This window comes from Nocardia sp. NPDC058666, from assembly GCF_042714895.1.
GTDB lineage: Bacteria > Actinomycetota > Actinomycetes > Mycobacteriales > Mycobacteriaceae > Nocardia.
Genome location: NZ_JBHXRY010000008.1, coordinates 114,121 through 129,782, shown reverse-complemented (window position 1 = coordinate 129,782; position 15,662 = coordinate 114,121). Strand labels below are relative to the sequence as shown.

Here is a 15,662-nt window from a genome sequence, read left to right as displayed (position 1 = left end):
AAGGAGTCCTGTTTTGCCCGACCGCCTCGCCGAAGATCGTGCCGCCGCCACACCCGGCGCGCACAACCGCGAGATCGAACAGGAGCAGCAGCACCTTTCGGTGCTCTACGACCGCCTGGACGCCATGCGTGGCTACGCCCAGAACCGGCTGAAAACGGTGCTGCTGGAATCGGGTGGCACCCCGCAGGCGCGCAGTGAGCGTGAGTCGTTCAGCCAGCTCTACAACGAGGACCTGGCCAAATACGACGCCGCCGAACACGGGCTGTGCTTCGGCCGCATCGACCTGGAGAACACCGACGACGACGCGCGCTACATCGGTCGACTCGGCATCCTCGACGAGGACAACGACTACGAGCCGCTGCTGCTGGACTGGCGCGCTCCCCTGGCCCGCCCGTTCTACCTGGCCACCACCGCCAACCCCGAGAACGTCACCCGGCGCAGGCACATCCGTTCGCGCAACCGGTCGGTGACCGCGATCAACGACGAGTACCTCGATCTCGACACCGCCGAACGCGACGGGGTGGTGGGCACCGACGACGGGGTGGGTGGCGAGAGCGCGCTGCTGTCGGCGCTCAATGCCGCGCGCACCGGGCACATGAACGACATCGTCGAGACGATCCAGAGCGAGCAGGACGCGATCATCCGGTCCGAGCACAAGAGCGTGCTCGTGGTGCAGGGTGGGCCGGGCACGGGCAAGACCGCGGTCGCGCTGCATCGCGCGGCGTTCCTGCTCTACACCTACCGGCAGCAGCTGGCCAAGGCCGGCGTGTTGATCATCGGCCCCAACGCCACCTTCCTCGACTACATCGGCCAGGTGCTGCCCTCGCTCGGCGAGACCGGTGTGCTGCTGTCGACCATCGGCGACCTGTATCCGGGCGTGAAAGCGGTGCGCGAGGATTCGCTGCGCGCCGGACAGATCAAGGGCTCCCTCGACATGCTCGAGGTGCTCAAGCAAGCGGTGCGCGACCGACAGGAAGTGCCAACGGAACCGATTCGGCTGAGTTTCGACGGGTATCCGGTGCTGCTGGATCGCAAGATCGCCACTCGCGCGCGTGGCCGGGCGCGGTCGTCGCGGCGCCCGCACAACCTGGCGCGGCCGATCTTCGCGTCGTCGGTGATCGACGCGCTCACCGACCAGCTCGCCGCCACGATGGGGTCGGATCTGTCGGGCGGGACCAGCCTGCTCAGCTCCGCGGACCTCACCGAGATCGGCGACGAGATGCGCGCCGACCCGCAGGTGCAGGCGGCGATCAGCGCGCTGTGGCCGGTCCTGTCACCCCAGGATGTGCTCGCCGATCTGCTCGCCGACCCCGCGCGGCTGGACCGCGCCGCCAAGACACTGAGCCCGGAAGATCGCGCGGAGCTGGTGCGGTCCGACGACGGCACTTTCGGCGCGGCCGACGCCCCGCTGCTGGACGAGCTGGCCGAACTGTTGGGCGTGGACGACACCGAGGAACGCGAACGGTCACGGCGGCGCTGGCGGGCCCAGATCGAGGAGGCCCAGGACGCACTGGACATCCTCACCGGTTCCGCGCCGCAGGACATCGAGGACGAACTGGACCCCGAGATCCTGATGGCCTACGACCTGATCGACGCCTCCCAGCTGGCCCAGCGCCAGGAGTTCAGCAACCGGCAGACCACCGCCGAACGCGCCGCGGGCGACCGCACGTGGACCTACGGGCACGTGATCGTCGATGAGGCACAGGAACTTTCGGAGATGGCGTGGCGAATGGTGATGCGGCGCATCCCCAATCGATGGATCACCGTGGTCGGCGACGTGGCGCAGACCGGTGACCCGGCGGGCGCGTCGTCCTGGCAGCACGTGCTGGAACCCTATGTGGCCAAACGGTGGAAGCTCACGGAGCTCACGGTCAACTACCGCACGCCCGCCGAGATCATGGCAGTGGCGGCCGATGTGCTCGCCGCGATCGATCCCGACACCTCGGTGCCGCGTTCGGTGCGTGAGACCGGCAATCCCCCACGCGCATATAAGGTTTCGGCCGCCGAGGTTGCCGGTCGGCTGGCTCGGTTGATCGAAGACGAACACGGTCCCGGCACCAGCGCGGTTCTCGCGCCTGCTGCCCTGGTTCCCGAATTGTCTTCGCTGGCAGGCGAATCCGTGCAGGTGCTCACCGTGCACGATGCGAAGGGGCTCGAGTTCGACCGCGTGTATCTGGTGGAGCCGCAGGCGATCCTGGACGAGTCACCGCGCGGGCTCAACGATCTGTACGTCGCGTTGACGCGCGCCACGCAGCGACTGTCCGTCGTGCACACCGACAAGCTGCCCGAGAGCCTCGCCGCGCACTTCGCCACATAAAGAATGTGGCGTCGCGCTGATCCGCGACGCCACACTCTTTGTGCGAGTCTCCCCTGATTTCGCGAGCACATGGGTAACTCACCGGGGACTGGCCGACCTTCCCCTCGCCCTACCTCCAGCCGCCTACGGTCTCGACTTCCACCTAGGTCTGGCCTAGAGGCGCGGGGAGGCGGTTACCGTACGGTGTGCACGATCAGCACGTCCGAGCGGGACTTGCGGGCCACGTCCGAGGGGACGGAGCCCAGCAGGCGGCCGGTGAGGGTGTTCAGGCCTCGGTTACCGACCACGAGCAGGTCTGCCTTGACCTCGTTGACGAGGTCGAGCAGCGAATCGACCGGCTCGCCGACAATCGCGCGGTCGACGATGTTCTTCGCACCGGCGGCAATGGCCTTCTCCCGAGCGACGATCAGGATCTCGTTGGTCGGGGCCGAGCCACGGACCTGGTAGGCCTCGTCCTTGAGCACATCGGCGGCGGCTGCGACATCGCGGTCGTCGGTCGGGAAGTAGGCGCAGGCCAGCACGAGAGTCGCGTCCGCGTCCCCGGCCAGAGCCGCGGCCTTTTCCACTGCCACGTACGACGAATCCGAGCCATCAGTACCGACGACAATGGTCCGGTAGGCGGTCATCTCTCCTCCAACTGGTCAGTGCCCCACTGCGGCACTCGGGAATCGAGCGTCAGCGCGGCAATCGGCTCGACCCTAACGCCAATTCGGGCCGATTTATCAGAAATCGCAACAGATCACATCGGGAGTGTCGACCACACTGTGCACTGTCCGCGCGATCTCGGCCACCAGCGAACAGACGTACCTGCGACAACATGTCCGGTTACCGGAAAAACTGTGGCCTATCACAACACGATCAACGATGCTGCGCGACTGGGACTTCGGTCACATCACCCGGAAAAGCGGGGCAATCCACAGGCGGCGTTTCCGGCATTTCGAGGTTGTGGACGCGGAATCAGCGGGCGGCGGGGATCGCCCGCGACGCCTGTGCCGTGCGGGCGTATTCCAGTGGTGGCATGCCGATCTCGGCGGCGAATTCGCGGCTGAAATGGGCCTGGTCGAAATAGCCGAGTTCACGGCCAGAATTGCCAGGTCCGGATCGTCGGCTCCGGGTCACCAGCGCGTAGTGCGGGTTGGTGCACACCCCGTTGACGAATCCACCGGTGCGGGTGCTGGTGCATAGTCATGACCGATCACGTTGCCCCCATTCCGGACGACTACCACTCCATCACCTGTTTCCTGGCCGTGCCCGACGGCAACGCGGCCATCGACTTCTACTGCGCGGTCTTCGGCGCGAAGGTACTGAGCCGCGCCGATCGGCCCGACGGGCAGCCCGCGCACGCTGAACTGCTCATCGGCGATTCCACCCTGCAGGTGGGAATGCCGATCCCCGACAACAACGTTCGCGCCCCCGAGGACTGGGTGCACACCTCCATCGTGCACTACTGCCCCGACGTGGACGCGGTGATCGCCCTGGCCCTCGAGCACGGTGCCCGCAGCGCCGAGGAACCGCAGACCTTTGTCACCGGTGACCGCTTCGGCGTGGTGATCGACCCGTTCGGCCACCGTTGGGCAGTGATCACCCGTGTCGAGGACGTCTCCAGGGAAGAGGCCGACCGCCGCGTCGCCGTCTGGATGGCGGAGCAGGGCTGACAGCGCCGCGGGGTCGGGTTCGGCATCGAACGTCAGCTCAGCCCCGCGGCGTCCATGCCGCGCAACTCCTTCTTCAAGTCGGCGATCTCGTCGCGTAATCGACCAGCCAACTCGAATTGCAGTTCGCGCGCGGCGTTCATCATCTGCGCGGTGAGTTCGGTGACCAGGGCGGCCAGTTCGGCGCGCGGCATCGACTTCACGTCGCGATCGGCGTAGATGCCCGCGCTGGCGCGGCCCGGCTCGCCCTGCGCGCGTCGGCCGCGGCTGGCGTTGCGGCCCGAACCGCCCACGGCCACTTCGTCTTCGGCCTCGCGGTACACCTGGTCCATGATGTCGGCGATCTTCTTGCGCAGCGGTTGCGGGTCGAGACCGTGCTCTTCGTTGTAGGCGACCTGTTTGGCGCGGCGACGGTCGGTTTCCTCGATCGCGTGCTGCATGGAGTCGGTGATCTTGTCCGCGTACATGTGCACTTCGCCGGACACGTTGCGGGCCGCGCGGCCGATGGTCTGGATCAAGCTGGTGCTCGATCGCAGGAAGCCTTCCTTGTCGGCGTCCAGGATCGCGACCAGCGACACCTCGGGCAGATCGAGGCCCTCGCGCAGCAGGTTGATGCCCACGAGTACGTCGAATTCGCCCAGGCGCAGTTCGCGCAGCAGTTCCACGCGGCGCAGGGTGTCGATCTCGGAGTGCAGGTAGCGAACCTTGATGCCCAGACCGAGCAGGTAGTCGGTGAGGTCCTCGGACATCTTCTTGGTCAACGTGGTGACCAGCACGCGCTCGTTGCGTTCGGCCCGTTCGCGGATCTCGTGTACCAGGTCGTCGATCTGGCCCTTGGTCGGCTTGATCACGATCTTCGGGTCGACCAACCCGGTCGGGCGGATGACCTGTTCGACGACCTCGCCACCGACCTGCCCGAGCTCGTACTTGCCCGGCGTCGCCGACAGATACACCGCCTGACCGATCCGCCCAGCGAACTCTTCCCAGGTCAGCGGGCGGTTGTCGATGGCAGACGGTAGCCGGAAGCCGAAGTCGACCAGGTTGCGCTTGCGCGACATGTCCGCTTCGAACATGCCACCGATCTGCGGCACCGTGACATGCGATTCGTCGATCACCAGCAGGAAGTCGTCGGGGAAGTAGTCGATCAACGTCGCGCCCGCCGAACCGGCCGGCCGACCATCGATGTGCCGCGAGTAGTTCTCGATGCCCGAGCAGAACCCGACCTGACGGATCATCTCCAGGTCGTACTCGGTGCGCATCCGCAACCGCTGCGCTTCGAGCAGCTTGCCCTGCCGTTCCAGTTCCTCGAGCCGCACGGCCAGTTCGGCCTCGATGTCGGCGACCGCGCGCTCCATCCGCTCGGGTCCCGCCACATAGTGCGTGGCCGGGAAGATGCGCGCCGAATCCACCTGTCGCACAACATCTCCGGTGAGCGGGTGCAGGTAGTACAGCGCTTCGATCTCGTCACCGAAGAACTCGATGCGGATCGCCAGCTCCTCGTAGGACGGGATGATCTCGACGGTGTCGCCGCGCACCCGGAACGAGCCGCGGGTGAACGACATGTCGTTGCGGGTGTACTGCACGTCCACCAGCAGACGCAGCAGCGCGTCGCGGTCGATCTCGCCGCCGACTTCCAGCTGCACCGACCGATCCAGGTACGACTGCGGGGTGCCCAGGCCATAGATGCACGACACCGACGCGACCACCACGACATCGCGACGCGACAGCAGACTCGAGGTCGCCGAGTGCCGCAGCCGCTCGACGTCGTCGTTGATCGAGCTGTCCTTCTCGATGTAGGTATCGGTCTGGGCGATATACGCCTCGGGCTGGTAGTAGTCGTAGTACGACACGAAGTACTCGACCGCGTTGTTGGGCAGCATCTCGCGCAACTCGTTGGCCAGCTGGGCGGCCAGGGTCTTGTTCGGTGCCATCACCAGCGTGGGGCGCTGCAACTTCTCGATCAGCCAGGCCGTGGTCGCGGATTTACCGGTACCGGTGGCACCCAGCAGGACTACGTCCTTCTCGCCCGCGTTCAGCCGCTTCTCGAGCTCGGCGATGGCCGCGGGCTGGTCGCCCGCGGGCTTGTACTCACTGACCACCTCGAACTTGTTGCCCGCGCGCTCGATGTCGCCGACAGGACGGTGCTCGGAATGGGCGATCGGGTGACCCCGCTCTTCGTACCCTTCCGCCGGGATCTCGGTTGCGAATGCCATGGACCAAGCTTAGGCGCGACCACTGACACATTCTGAGTGCCGACGATTCCCCCGCACTCACCGAGCGCGCTGCACGGGCGGTCAGCCGGTAGATTCTGCGCTCATGACGCAGGCAGCCACCGTGCATCCACCGAAGGTCGAGTACTTCGACGTCGCCGCGCGGACCAACACCGACCCCAAGGGCTTCGTGCGACCGGTGGAGATCTACCGGGAACTGCCGTGGGGGCTGTATATGGGTCGCCACTCCGATCACGCCAGCTTCCACTACCTCGAGTCGTGGGTGCTGCCGGAACTGTCGTTGCGGGCGTCGAAACTGCACTACAACCCGGGCGTGGAGCAGTGGCAGGACGTCTACGTCGACGTCGGCTCGTTCACCTGGGAGTCGCCCACGCTCATCCGTGGGGTCGATCACTACCTGGACCTGCTGGTGCGCACCCACCGCGATGTCCGGCTCGTGGACGTGGACGAATTGCTGGTCGCGCATTCCACCGGCCTGCTCGACACCGCGGACTGCCAGGCCGCGATCGAACACGCGACCGCCGCGGTGGACGGCATCGCCGCGCACAACTACAGCTTCGAGGACTGGCTGGCCACCCTCGGCATGAACCTGACCTGGCGTTGAAACGACGAACCGCCCGAACCCACGCGGGGTCCGGGCGGTGCGAAGGTACTAGCTCAGGACAGGTTGCCGAGCAGGTCGGCCAGGCCGCCGCCGCAGCCCGCGCTGCCCGTGGCAGCCGCTTCGCCGACGGTGACCGTGATCGAGTCACTGATCAGCAGCTGACGCGCCTCGAGCTTGTGCTGGCCCGCGGTGGTCGGCTCCCAGGTGATGCTCACCGTGCCCGACAGCACCGACGGCGACACCGGGCTGCCCGGGATGTCCACGCCGTTGTCGGTGAACTTCACCGAGGTCAGCCGGTCCACCTCGACCGCGGCGGTCAGCTTGTAGCTACAACCGACCTTGTGGTCGGTTCCGGCCACGCCGAGGTTGCCCACCCAGGCCGAGGCCTGCGGAGCGGCCAGCACGATGCTGGCGGCGACGGCACCGAGGGCGGTGATGCCGAAGCCCGCACGGCCGAACTGACGGTGTTGTGTTGTCATACGCGCTACAACTTCCCCTGTGAATCGAGTCACCGTTTAGTGACTTCGCACAACTTACACAGCGCGCGACGCGTGCGGACGTTTTCCGAAACATTGATGTTTAACAGATGTGCGGGTGGTTCACGCGCGGGCGCGAGCCCACTGGGTCACCACCGGATACACCGCGTCGAACCACGGCTCCTTGACACCGTAATAGGCTGCACCGGCCGCGTCGACGTCCAGTCCGGCCGCCGCGAGTTCGGCGCCGCGCTTGACCGCCAGGTACTCGGCACGCGCGCTGTCGTCGGCGCGCAGCCAATCGCGCAGGTCCAGGGCGAACCGCTGTCCCGGTGAATCCTGTACGCGCAGATGAATATTGGCGGGTCGGCCCGGATCGGCGTTGCCGTGCAGGCGTTTCCCCCACCGGTCCAGGTCGGTGCCGTCGGGATCGTCGGGGCCCGGCTTGGGATTGTCGTGGGTCACGTTTGCCGCCAGCGGGAAACCGGCCGCGGTCAGTGTGCCGGTCAGCGATTCGGCGGTGGCGAGATCGGGCACCGTGACCTGGATGTCGATGATGTCCTTGGCGGGCAGGCCGTGCACCGCGGTCGAGCCGACGTGATCGATGCGCACCGCGGCGGCCCCGCAGGCCAGGTGCAACCGGGCGATGAGCCTGCGCGCCTGCACATCCCATTCCGGATCGGTGACCAGTTCGTACGCAGCCCGTGCGCGCACACCGTCGCGCTGGTTGCGTTCGAAGGGCACCAACCGCTGTTCCCACAGGTTCCGCACTTGCGCCTTGATCACTTCCGGTGCGCCGTTGTTGTCCAGCCACACATCGGCCACCGCGCGCCGCTGATCGTCGGTGGCCTGCGCGGCGATCCTGGCGCGCGCGTCGGCTTCGTCGACCCCGCGATGCTCGACCAGCCTGCGCAGCCGGGTCTGTTCTTCGGCACCGACCACCACGACCAGCTGCATCAGCGGCGCGAGCCCGTTCTCCACCAGCAACGGAATATCCTGCACCACAATGGCATCGGCGGCGGCGTCACCGATCAGCTCCGCGGTGCGGGCGCCGACCAGCGGGTGGGTGATGGCGTTGAGTTTGCCGCGCGACACATCGTCGGCGAAGGCGACCGCCGCCAGCGCGGGCCGGTCCAGACTGCCGTCGGCGCACAGGATCTGCTCGCCGAACGCCTCGACCAGCGCGGCCAGTCCGGGGGTGCCGGGCGCGACGACTTCGCGGGCGATCGCGTCGGCGTCGATGAGCACCGCCCCGAGGTCGACCAGGGCCCGCGCCACTGTGGATTTACCCGCTCCCATGCCTCCGGTGAGGCCGATCCGCAACATGGTCCCCAGTCTCGCATCCCGCCGCCCACGCCGGGGCACCTACCTCGACACGCCCACGCGCACAACGGCGCAGGTCCCCACTCGGGCGCGTCGCGTGGATTAATCTTCGGCCCAGGCGTCAAGGCCGCACGACTACCGACGGGATGATCATGGGTACCAGGAATCAGCGGACGGCTCGCCACCGCCTCGGTATGCCGGGCGGTGTGCACTGCATCGAATACCCCGCGGTGGCAACGACTTTGGCGCAGTACCGCCGGTCTTGGTTCAGTACCCTGCTCTCCCCCGCCCGACACAGTTTCGCCGCGATGCGCAAGCGGCCCTATCTGGCCTCGGTGTATTGGGCCCCCGCCGCCGCGAACTGATCCCGCCACACGTTTCTTACACAAAGGCTTTCTTACACAAAGGCCGAAGGCCCCGATCCAATCGGATCGGGGCCTTCGGTGTACTGCTAGAGCCTGAATCAGGCGTTGCCGGAGAGCTTCTCCCGCAGAGCCGCGAGCTGGGCATCGCTGGCCAGCGAGCCGCCCGTGGTCTCGGCCGGACCGGAGGTGGACGCAGGAGCGGCGCCACCGGTCTCGGAGGAGTAGTTGCCCGCGACGGGACCACCAGCGGCGGCCTCGGCGGCAGCGTCGGCTGCCATCTTCTCCATCTGAGCAGTGTGCATCTTGTGGCGACGCTCGGCCTCGGCGTAACGGCCTTCCCACTCTTCACGCTGCTTGTCGAACCCGTCGAGCCACTCGTTGGTGTCGGGGTCGAAGCCTTCGGGGAAGATGTAGTTGCCCGCATCGTCGTAGCTGTCGGCCATGCCGTACTTCGACGGGTCGAACTCGGCGTTGTAGTCCTCGTTCGCCTGCTTCAGCGACAGCGAGATACGACGACGCTCGAGGTCGATGTCGATGACCTTGACCATGGCGTCGTCGCCGACGGCCACAACCTGGTCCGGGACCTCGACGTGGCGCTCGGCCAGCTCGGAGATGTGGACCAGGCCCTCGATGCCCTCTTCGACGCGCACGAAGGCACCGAAGGGAACCAGCTTGGTGACCTTGCCGGGCACGATCTGACCGATCGCGTGGGTCCGGGCGAACTGACGCCACGGGTCTTCCTGGGTCGCCTTGAGCGACAGGGAGACGCGCTCGCGGTCCAGATCGACGTCGAGAACCTCGACGGTGACCTCGTTGCCGACCTCGACAACCTCGGACGGGTGGTCGATGTGCTTCCAGGACAGCTCGGAGACGTGCACCAGGCCGTCGACGCCACCCAGGTCCACGAAGGCACCGAAGTTGACGATGGAGGACACGACGCCCTTGCGGACCTGGCCCTTCTGGAGCTGGTGCAGGAACTCGGAGCGAACCTCGGACTGGGTCTGCTCGAGCCAGGCGCGACGCGACAGAACCACGTTGTTGCGGTTCTTGTCGAGCTCGATGATCTTGGCCTCGATCTCCTTGCCGACGTACGGCTGGAGGTCGCGGACACGACGCATCTCGACGAGCGAGGCGGGCAGGAAGCCACGGAGGCCGATGTCAAGGATCAGGCCGCCCTTGACGACCTCGATGACGGTGCCCTTGACGGCCTCGTCCTTCTCCTTGAGCTCCTCGATCGTGCCCCACGCGCGCTCGTACTGCGCCCGCTTCTTGGACAGGATCAGGCGGCCTTCCTTGTCCTCCTTGGTGAGGACCAGGGCCTCGACCGCGTCGCCCACGGAAACGACCTCGTTGGGGTCGACGTCGTGCTTGATGGAGAGCTCGCGGGAGGGGATGACGCCTTCGGTCTTGTAACCGATGTCCAGCAGGACCTCGTCACGATCGACCTTGACGATGGTGCCTTCGACGATGTCACCATCGTTGAAGTACTTGATCGTTGCGTCGATGGCGGCCAGGAAGTCCTCGGCGGAGCCAATGTCGTTAATGGCTACCTGCGGCGAGGTGACGGTGGTGGGCATATGTGGGTTTGCTCCGGACGGATTGTGGTCGGTTGCGGACATTGGAACTTTCGGTACGCTGCGAGATCACCGCGATGATGCGACGATAGGGATACGGGTAAGTATCGCACGGACCGCCGCACTTGCCGCTAGATCAACTCAGCGTGCATCAGCGTACGCGACCGTCGCGGACACGGGCAAACCACCCCCCACGCCACACCGACACGACGCGCGACCGCTAGATCGGGCCGCCGTGCAAGTGGTTGAGCAGGGCACGGAACACCACGTAGTTGGGCGTCTTGCTGATGACCGAGCCGTTCAACTTCCGCCGGCCGGCCTCGATGAAGAGGATGTCGTCGAGGATTACCGACGTCGCCGTGAGCTCGGCGATAGGCACTCGTTTCTTGCGGTCGCCGACCTCGGTCGCGGTCAGCCACAGATCCCCGAACTCCACCCGACGGCCCGATTCGATCGCCGCGAGGGCGGTCGGCAGTTGACTGACCAACACCGCGGCCCGGATGGCGGGCGCCCATGCTCGCTGCCCTTCGTACATCTCGGTCACCTCGATCTCGTCGCCATCGCTGCCGGTGAGAGTGAGGGTGACGACCTTTTCGCCCGTCGTCGAGTGCCGTCGAGGCTGGGTCCGCTCGAACAGTCGGGTCGCGTCATACCGAACCGCTCGGGGCTGACCTCGCAGGCAGTGCACGACGCCTTGGTCGAACAGGTCCAGTCGTGAGTTCGACCCATAGGTCAGGCGCCGATGCCCCAGGGTGACGACCACGGCACCACAAGCCAGCCAGGGTGTCATCAAGAACAACCCCATCACCCAGAACGAGCCCTCGGGGCCGTATAAGTACAGGTAGATCGCCAACGCGCCGAGCGCGATGAACGGCAGGGCGAACTTCGCGATGCGCCACAGCGACGGGGGCGCGGCCCGGTGTATGGACCTTTGCGCGCCGAGACCCGCCCGATCGGCTACGGCGTGAATCCGCGCGGCCAGGGTCCCGTCGGTCGACAGCGGTTGACTGGTCATCACGCGATCCCCCGAACCTTGCTACTTCGCCTGAATCGTACGGCGATTCGTTCGGGTTCGGCGGTCGAATCGGTTGTCTCGGGCCTCGCTAGGCTTGGGCCGTGTCCGACGACGAACGCCACGCGCAGGCCAACGCGCTGCTGGGTACTTCAGCGATCGCCCGTACCAAGATCGACTCGCGCGACAGCGAGCGGGCGAATCGGCGCTGGTGGGACGCCGATGCCGAGCAGTATCACCAGACGCACGCCGACTTCCTCGGGGTGGACTCCCCCGGTGGTGAGTTCGTGTGGTGTCCGGAGGGGCTGCACGAGGGTGACATGGGGTTTCTCGGTGACATCGTCGGCAAGACCGTGCTCGAGATCGGCTGTGGTTCGGCGCCGTGTTCGCGGTGGTTGGCCGGGCACGGGGCGTTGCCGGTCGGGCTGGATGTGTCGAGGGGGATGCTCGAGCGTGGCGTGGCCGCGATGGAGCGGGGCGGGCCGCGGGTTCCGCTGGTTCAGGCCGGGGCCGAGGCGTTGCCGTTCGCGGACGCGTCGTTCGATCTGGCCTGTTCGGCGTTCGGCGGGGTGCCGTTCGTGGCCGATTCGGCGTTGGTGATGCGCGAGGTGGCGCGAGTTCTGCGGCCCGGTGGGCGCTGGGTGTTCTCGGTGAACCATCCGATGCGCTGGATTTTCCCCGATGATCCGGGCGAGGCCGGGCTCACCGCCACGATCCCGTACTTCGACCGCACTCCTTATGTAGAGGTGGACGCCGACGGCGTGCCGACGTACGCCGAGCACCATCGCACGATCGGTGACCGGGTCCGCGAGATCGTCGGCGCCGGCCTGCACCTGGTCGACATCGTCGAACCGGATTGGCCGGAGTGGCTCGATCGCGAATGGGGTCAGTGGTCGCCGCTGCGCGGGCAGATCTTCCCCGGCACCGCCATCTTCATCGCCGAGAAGCCCTAGAACGGCGGCAGCGCCGCGAACGACGGGTCGACCCGCACGCTGGGCACCGTGTCGGCGACCCAGCGGCGGGCCCTGGTCAGCGCGTGCTGGGGGAATTCGGCGTCGAAGCGGACGTCGTCGGACAGCAGAAAGGGCAGCCGCCCGCGCAGGCCTGGCGCGTACGGGTGCGGCGGCGTCATCTGGTCGCGCCGGAACCGCCGCCCCACCGCGGTCTCCCGCGCCCCCGGCACTCCGGTCTCCGGGCAGATGATCTGGAACACCGCCGAACACCGGTCCTTGGGCACCACGATCGATGCCGCGAACACCAATTCCCCCCGCGGCCCGGGCATTTGGGTCTTCTCCACCCGCAACAACGCGGGCAACCGATCCACCCACACCACGAACGCCTCGATCAGACATCCGGTGCGCGCGTGGTGCTCCGACAGCCGCCGGCGCAGCCGCTTCAGATCATCCAGTCGCGCGGGAAGATCGGGCGCGCCGTTGACATAGTTCAACGCGACGACGTCACGAGTGGCCGGATTCCCCCAGGTCGTGTCGTCCAACTGTTGCATTCCAGGAATGTCGAACGAGATGGGCACCGAACCAATTTACCGGCGGTGTCGAGTTCGGTTGTGCCGCTGGGTCGTTTGGCGCGTCGATCAGGCGGGTACGCGCTCCTCGACCAAGTCGACGAGCCAGGATTGGTGACTGGTCACCATTGCGCGGCTGCGCGGGGTGGCCAACACGGTGGCCAGGGCGGTGCGAAACGCCTCGGCGGTGGGACGGTCGTCGAAATCGAGGTCGACCAGGATCCGCTCCGGGGTGCCGTCGACGCGACCGACGCGGTAGGTGCGCACGCCGTTGTCGGCGCGGAACCGCTCGTACTGGTCGAACGCGGACTTCCACTCGTCGTAGTCGCGAACGGTGTTGTCGATGTGCAGGGTGACGGTCATGATGGCCTCCGTAGTCGTGCCGATGGGGTACCTCGATCATCGGCCGGTCACGGGTACCACCGACATCCCTGATCCTGGGGGTTTTCCGCCGTAGGCTGGACGGGTGCCGAGTTCTTTGGCCGACCGGATCGGCCGTGTGTGCCAGACCGCGCACTCCGCCAAACGACTGCGCGAACTCGTCCTGGCCGAGATCCGCACGACGATCCCGTTCACCGGTCATGTCTTCGCGCTCACCGACCCCGTCACCGCGGTCGCGACGGCGCCGCTGGCCGATGTGCCCGGCCTGGACTTCGGTCTCCTGCCGGACTTGATCCGAGCCCGCTATCTCACCCCGCTGAATCGCTGGGACACAGTGCGCGGCAGCGGCGCCCACTCGCTGCTGGGGGCCACCGAGGGCGACCCCGACCGCTCGCTGCTGTGGCGTACCGCGCAACGCGAACTCGGCATCACCGATTCCGCCATTGTCACTTTCGCCGACCGCTACGGCTGCTGGGGCTTTCTCGAACTGCTCCGCTACACCGAATCCCCTTTCACCACAGCAGAACTCGACGTGATCGGCACGCTCACAACCCCCGTCACCGCCGGTCTGCGCCGTGCAGTCGGAGCCACCTTCGTCGAATCCGACGACCGACTCCCATCATTGGGCCCCGCTGTCGTGCTCCTCGACAACACCTTGCGGGTGCGGTCCCAGACCGCGGCCGCCGCCGATTCCCTGCTGCGCCTGCTCCCCCCGGACGAACCGATCCCACCAGTGCCCGCCTCGGTCTACAACGCGGCCGCCGCCCTGCTCGCCACCGAGGCGGGCACCCCGCTCGGCCCCGCCACCTCCCGTGTCCACCTGGGCGGCAACCGCTGGCTCACCGTGAAAGCCGACCGTCTCGGCACCGACATCGCCGTAGCCCTCGAGCCGAGCACCGCCATCGAACGCCTCGACCTGTTCGCCCGAGCCCACGCCCTGTCCACCCGAGAATCCCAGGTCCTGACCCTGCTCGCGACCGGCCTGGACTCCCACGAACTGGCGGCCGAACTGTTCCTGTCCGAACACACGATCAACGACCACGTCAAAGCCGTGCTCGCCAAGTCCGACACCCGAACCCGCCAGCGTCTGCTGTCGCGCGTGCTCGGCGTCGGCTGATCCGCTAGTCGCGCTTGGGTTTTCGGCCCGCCTGCTCCAGGGCGAGGCGTAGGGCGTATTCGATTTGGGAGTTGACGCTGCGTAGGTCGTCGGCCGCCCACTTGGCCAGGGCTTCGTGGACGGCCGGGTCGAGCCGCAGCAGGATCTTTTTGGGGTCCTTCTTCGGCGGGGTCATGGGGTGGCTCAGGCGTAGAGGGATCCGGTGTTGACCACGGGTTGGACGGCGCGGTCGCCGCACAGGACCACCAGCAGGTTGGAGACCATGTTGGCTTTGCGTTCCTCGTCGAGTTCGACGGTGCCCTGTTCGGCGAGGCGGTCCAGGGCCAAAGCGACCATGCCGACGGCGCCTTCGACGATCTGGGTGCGGGCAGCCACGACCTGGGCGGCCTGTTGGCGTACGAGCATGGCCTGGGCGATTTCGGGGGCGTAGGCCAGGTGGGTGATGCGGGCTTCGATGACTTCGATGCCGGCGGTGAGGGTGCGTTCGCCCAGTTCGACGGTGAGTTCTTCAGCTACCTCGGCGCCGTCGCGCAGGCTGGTGCGGGTGGCGTCGTGGGCGTCGTAGGGGTGGGTGGTGGCCAGGTGGCGCACGGCGGCTTCGGACTGGGTGGCGACGTATTCCTCGTAATCGTCCACGGCGAAAGCGGCTTTGAAACTGTCGACGACCTTGTAGACGACCACGGCCGCGATCTCGACGGGGTTGCCGTCGGCGTCGTTGACCTTGAGCTTCTGGGTTTCGAAGTTGCGCACCCGCAGGGAGATGGATTTACGGTCGGCCAGGGGGACCACCGAGAAGAAGCCGGGGTCGCTGACCGAGCCGATGTACCGGCCGAAGAAGGTGACGACCTTCGCCTCGTTGGGGTTGACGATGGTCAGCCCGGTGGCGAGCAACGACACAACCAGCATCGCGACGACGGCCGCGATCGCACCGGCCCAGGCGAGTGCGCCACCGCCGTGCTCGGTAGCGGAGATGAACGCGAGGACGGTGGCGACCCCGAACAGCACGATGAACACCAGCCACCCCAGTAACACAACGAACCCGTTGACGCGGAACGCGGACCGTAGCTCCATGACATCCTCCGATATCT

The 15,662-nt window shown here is 66.8% G+C and carries 17 protein-coding genes; 6 read left to right on the top strand and 11 right to left on the bottom strand.

All coding sequences use genetic code 11. From position 1 onward, the window contains the following. Positions 1 to 13: 13 nt before the first annotated feature. Positions 14 to 2,317, top strand: a complete 2,304-nt coding sequence (locus tag ACFWVD_RS19350; RefSeq protein WP_379244595.1) for a HelD family protein — start codon at positions 14 to 16, stop codon at positions 2,315 to 2,317. Between the two features lie 173 nt (positions 2,318 to 2,490). Here the strand turns inward: ACFWVD_RS19350 and ACFWVD_RS19345 are convergent, their stop codons facing one another. Further along, a complete protein-coding gene (locus ACFWVD_RS19345; protein ID WP_379244593.1) occupies positions 2,491 to 2,943 on the bottom strand; it encodes a universal stress protein in 453 nt (150 codons plus the stop codon). Positions 2,944 to 3,274: 331 nt separating this feature from the next. Beyond that, on the bottom strand, positions 3,275 to 3,463 hold the full coding sequence (locus ACFWVD_RS19340) for a hypothetical protein (RefSeq protein ID WP_379244591.1): 189 nt from the start codon (positions 3,461 to 3,463) through the stop codon (positions 3,275 to 3,277). 41 nt (positions 3,464 to 3,504) lie between these two features. On the opposite strand from ACFWVD_RS19340, the gene ACFWVD_RS19335 reads away from it, so the two are divergent. Then, on the top strand, positions 3,505 to 3,972 hold the full coding sequence (locus tag ACFWVD_RS19335; protein ID WP_379244589.1) for a VOC family protein: 468 nt from the start codon (positions 3,505 to 3,507) through the stop codon (positions 3,970 to 3,972). A gap of 32 nt (positions 3,973 to 4,004) precedes the next feature. On the opposite strand, the gene uvrB is transcribed toward ACFWVD_RS19335, so the two are convergent. Next, positions 4,005 to 6,182, bottom strand: a complete 2,178-nt coding sequence (gene uvrB / locus ACFWVD_RS19330; RefSeq protein WP_379244587.1) for an excinuclease ABC subunit UvrB — start codon at positions 6,180 to 6,182, stop codon at positions 4,005 to 4,007. Between the two features lie 103 nt (positions 6,183 to 6,285). Between uvrB and ACFWVD_RS19325 the strand changes: the two genes are divergently transcribed. After that, positions 6,286 to 6,804, top strand: coding sequence for a DUF402 domain-containing protein (locus ACFWVD_RS19325; RefSeq protein WP_379244585.1), 519 nt, complete (start codon positions 6,286 to 6,288; stop codon positions 6,802 to 6,804). Positions 6,805 to 6,857: 53 nt separating this feature from the next. On the opposite strand, the gene ACFWVD_RS19320 is transcribed toward ACFWVD_RS19325, so the two are convergent. Both ACFWVD_RS19320 and coaE read right to left on the bottom strand, forming a co-directional pair. Continuing rightward, a complete protein-coding gene (locus ACFWVD_RS19320; RefSeq protein WP_379244583.1) occupies positions 6,858 to 7,283 on the bottom strand; it encodes a hypothetical protein in 426 nt (141 codons plus the stop codon). A 120-nt stretch (positions 7,284 to 7,403) separates the two neighbouring features. Then, positions 7,404 to 8,606, bottom strand: coding sequence for a dephospho-CoA kinase (gene coaE / locus ACFWVD_RS19315; protein ID WP_379244581.1), 1,203 nt, complete (start codon positions 8,604 to 8,606; stop codon positions 7,404 to 7,406). A gap of 149 nt (positions 8,607 to 8,755) precedes the next feature. Between coaE and ACFWVD_RS19310 the strand changes: the two genes are divergently transcribed. Then, complete coding sequence (locus tag ACFWVD_RS19310; RefSeq protein WP_379244580.1) at positions 8,756 to 8,968, top strand: hypothetical protein; 213 nt, start codon at positions 8,756 to 8,758, stop codon at positions 8,966 to 8,968. A 98-nt stretch (positions 8,969 to 9,066) separates the two neighbouring features. Here ACFWVD_RS19310 and rpsA read toward each other — a convergent pair whose 3' ends face one another. Beyond that, positions 9,067 to 10,545, bottom strand: coding sequence for a 30S ribosomal protein S1 (gene rpsA / locus ACFWVD_RS19305; protein ID WP_379235224.1), 1,479 nt, complete (start codon positions 10,543 to 10,545; stop codon positions 9,067 to 9,069). Positions 10,546 to 10,762: 217 nt separating this feature from the next. Beyond that, entirely contained in the window at positions 10,763 to 11,557 is a 795-nt protein-coding gene (locus ACFWVD_RS19300) for a DUF6585 family protein (RefSeq protein ID WP_379244578.1), read from the bottom strand. Positions 11,558 to 11,658: 101 nt separating this feature from the next. Between ACFWVD_RS19300 and ACFWVD_RS19295 the strand changes: the two genes are divergently transcribed. After that, the gene (locus tag ACFWVD_RS19295) at positions 11,659 to 12,507 is read left to right on the top strand and encodes a class I SAM-dependent methyltransferase (RefSeq protein WP_379244576.1); all 849 of its coding nucleotides are present in this window, start codon (positions 11,659 to 11,661) and stop codon (positions 12,505 to 12,507) included. On the opposite strand, the gene ACFWVD_RS19290 is transcribed toward ACFWVD_RS19295, so the two are convergent. Together ACFWVD_RS19290 and ACFWVD_RS19285 are read right to left on the bottom strand one after the other, a co-directional pair. Continuing rightward, a complete protein-coding gene (locus ACFWVD_RS19290) occupies positions 12,504 to 13,085 on the bottom strand; it encodes a hypothetical protein (RefSeq protein WP_379244574.1) in 582 nt (193 codons plus the stop codon). The two genes, ACFWVD_RS19295 and ACFWVD_RS19290, sit on opposite strands and share 4 nt — an antisense overlap. A 60-nt stretch (positions 13,086 to 13,145) precedes the next feature. Next, entirely contained in the window at positions 13,146 to 13,439 is a 294-nt protein-coding gene (locus ACFWVD_RS19285) for a hypothetical protein (RefSeq protein WP_379244572.1), read from the bottom strand. Between the two features lie 103 nt (positions 13,440 to 13,542). Here ACFWVD_RS19285 and ACFWVD_RS19280 point away from each other — a divergent pair, with 103 nt between their 5' ends. Then, positions 13,543 to 14,574, top strand: a complete 1,032-nt coding sequence (locus ACFWVD_RS19280) for a LuxR C-terminal-related transcriptional regulator (RefSeq protein ID WP_379244571.1) — start codon at positions 13,543 to 13,545, stop codon at positions 14,572 to 14,574. A 4-nt stretch (positions 14,575 to 14,578) separates the two neighbouring features. On the opposite strand, the gene ACFWVD_RS19275 is transcribed toward ACFWVD_RS19280, so the two are convergent. Both ACFWVD_RS19275 and ACFWVD_RS19270 read right to left on the bottom strand, forming a co-directional pair. After that, on the bottom strand, positions 14,579 to 14,749 hold the full coding sequence (locus tag ACFWVD_RS19275; RefSeq protein WP_379244569.1) for a toxin-antitoxin system HicB family antitoxin: 171 nt from the start codon (positions 14,747 to 14,749) through the stop codon (positions 14,579 to 14,581). 8 nt (positions 14,750 to 14,757) lie between these two features. After that, a complete protein-coding gene (locus ACFWVD_RS19270) occupies positions 14,758 to 15,645 on the bottom strand; it encodes an SPFH domain-containing protein (protein WP_379244567.1) in 888 nt (295 codons plus the stop codon). Between the last annotated feature and the right edge of the window lie 17 nt (positions 15,646 to 15,662).